At 74.0% G+C, this 2201-nt stretch carries 3 protein-coding genes; 1 reads left to right on the top strand and 2 read right to left on the bottom strand.

Annotated elements, in window-relative coordinates; translation table 11 throughout:
* Both ABZ914_RS50460 and ABZ914_RS50455 read right to left on the bottom strand, forming a co-directional pair.
* On the bottom strand, positions 1-509 hold a 509-nt coding region (locus tag ABZ914_RS50460), incomplete at its 3' end, for a hypothetical protein (protein ID WP_500201690.1).
* A gap of 7 nt (positions 510-516) precedes the next feature.
* Positions 517-1014: an NUDIX hydrolase gene (locus ABZ914_RS50455; protein ID WP_500201689.1), complete on the bottom strand. Its 498-nt coding sequence runs from the start codon at positions 1012-1014 to the stop codon at positions 517-519.
* A gap of 579 nt (positions 1015-1593) precedes the next feature.
* Between ABZ914_RS50455 and infC the strand changes: the two genes are divergently transcribed.
* Complete coding sequence (gene infC, locus ABZ914_RS50450; protein ID WP_500201688.1) at positions 1594-2136, top strand: translation initiation factor IF-3; 543 nt, start codon at positions 1594-1596, stop codon at positions 2134-2136.
* Positions 2137-2201 lie beyond the last annotated feature (65 nt).

Here is a 2201-nt window from a genome sequence, read left to right as displayed (position 1 = left end):
AGGACCCGCACCTCCCCCCGGCGGATCGCGCCCGCGGCCGAGCGGACCTCCGACTCGGTCACCCGGCGGCCCGGCGCGTCCTGCTCGGCGACCAGCAGCCGCACCCCCGGCCCGCCGCCGGCCGGCCGGTCGCGCACCATCACCGTCACCCCGTTCGGCGCGCCCGGCTCGACCCGCAGCCGGTCCCGGGCGCCGATCCGGCGCAGCTCCCGCCGGATCACCGGCGTGAACTCGTCGTCGCCGACCTTCGCCAGCACGCTCACCCGGCGGAAGCGGGCCACCGCGCACCGGGCCAGGTTCACCGCCGTCCCCGCGACCAGAGCGCGCGCGGGCCCGTAGCAGAGCCGGTCGGCGGTCACCTCCCCGAAGCGGACGTCGAGCGCCGCCCGCACCTCGATCCGCACGTCGCCGATGACGAACAGGGAGAAGCGGCGCCTGCCCGTCCCGTCCAGGCGGGGCGGGCGCATGGGGGAGCGGCCGGCGCCGCCCGCGTCCATCCCCGTGTCCATCCGGCCGTCAGCGGGCGAGCGGCAGGAACGCCCGCACCACCGGGCGCAGGCTCGGGATCAGCGGGTAGGAGCACACCTCGTCCAGCGGCACCCAGGCGCATCCGTCCAGGTGGTCGCTCTCGTCCTGGTTGCCGAACGCGACGTCGAGCGTCAGCGGGCGGCAGCGGCGGGCCGCCGCGACCACCCGGACCCTCCCGCCCGCCGCGCCCGGGGACCGGTCCTCCATGAACCACTGCCACAGGTGGAACGGCGGCCCCGGCTCGATCTTCAGGCCGACCTCCTCCCACACCTCCCGCCGGATGTGGTCGTCGAGGTCCAGGTCGCCCCCGACGTCCAGCCGCCCGCCGGGCACCTCCCAGCGGCCGGGCTGGAACGGGTCGGACGCCGCCTTGCGCACCATCAGCAGCCGCCCCCCGGCCGTGATGAACGCCTTCTGCGCGAACTGCAGGCGGACCGGCGGCGAGGCGGTGCGGGGGCCGGGGGAACCGGTCTCGACTGAGGGCATCACGGGAATACCTCTCTGGCACCGGCCCCACCGGGCCGTCCTGGCACCACGGTAAACAACGCGGGCGTCCCGGGCGAGGGACCCGCCCGGCCAGATGACCCTCACCTCCACGTGGGAAAAGGCGGCCGGACGGGGATCGGCGACCGGTCCGCCTGCGGCGCGCGTCCCGCCCCCGGGAATGCGGAGGCGGCCCGCCGGGTTACTACGAGCGGCGTACCCCGCGGTGGACGCGGATCCCGCGGGGCGCGCACGCGCCTCGCAGGTGGTAGTGTTGGTGGCCGACCGGCCCTGTGCACGCGACCGACGAGGTCGTGCGCGCCGGGCGCTCAAGCGGAGGCCACCTCCCACCTGACCGGCCGTGCGGCCGGTGGGTATCGGTCCGGCGAACGGGCGCTGCGCGCTCGTCCCGCCGTCGTCCCCGGACGGTTCCACCGTCCAGGGCGACCGAAGGTGGCCCCGCACGTGAGTCGTGCGGGGCTTTTCGCGTGAGAGCCTCGGGGTACGACCGGTCCCAGAACTTGAGAACGGCCCCAAGGAGGTCCCATCAGCGCCGAACCGCGTATCAACGACCGCATTCGCGTGCCCGAGGTCCGGCTCGTCGGCCCGAACGGCGAACAGGTGGGCATCGTGCCCATCGCCAAGGCCCTTGAACTCGCGCGTGAGTCGGACCTCGACCTGGTCGAGGTGGCGCCCACCGCGCGCCCGCCCGTCGCCAAGCTCATGGACTACGGCAAGTTCAAGTACGAGTCCGCGATGAAGGCGCGTGAGGCGCGGAAGAACCAGGCGCACACGATCATCAAGGAGATCAAGCTCCGCCCGAAGATCGACCCGCACGACTACGAGACCAAGAAGGGTCACGTGGTGCGGTTCCTGAAGGCCGGGGACAAGGTGAAGGTCACGATCATGTTCCGTGGTCGTGAGCAGTCCCGCCCGGAGCTCGGTTTCCGGCTGCTGCAGCGGCTGGCCGACGACGTCGAGGAGCTCGGCTTCGTCGAGTCGCGGCCCAAGCAGGACGGCCGAAACATGATCATGGTGCTCGGTCCGCACAAGAAGAAGGCGGAGGCCAAGGCGGAGCGCGCCGCCGCGAGCCGCGAGCAGGACGCGGCGACCGGCCCGGCCTGACCGGCCGCCGACCGCGCGAGCGAGACGCCGGCCGCGAAGGCGGTCACGGCGCCCGGTCGTGAACG

This window comes from Spirillospora sp. NPDC046719 (genome assembly GCF_040645715.1).
Classification (GTDB): domain Bacteria; phylum Actinomycetota; class Actinomycetes; order Streptosporangiales; family Streptosporangiaceae; genus Spirillospora.
This window is presented reverse-complemented; position numbering and strand designations above follow the sequence as displayed.

Coding starts and splice junctions, on each gene's coding strand:
- ABZ914_RS50455 (WP_500201689.1), bottom strand. CDS start 1,014: ATGCCCTCAGTCGAGACCGGTTCCCCCGGCCCCCGCACCGCCTCGCCG.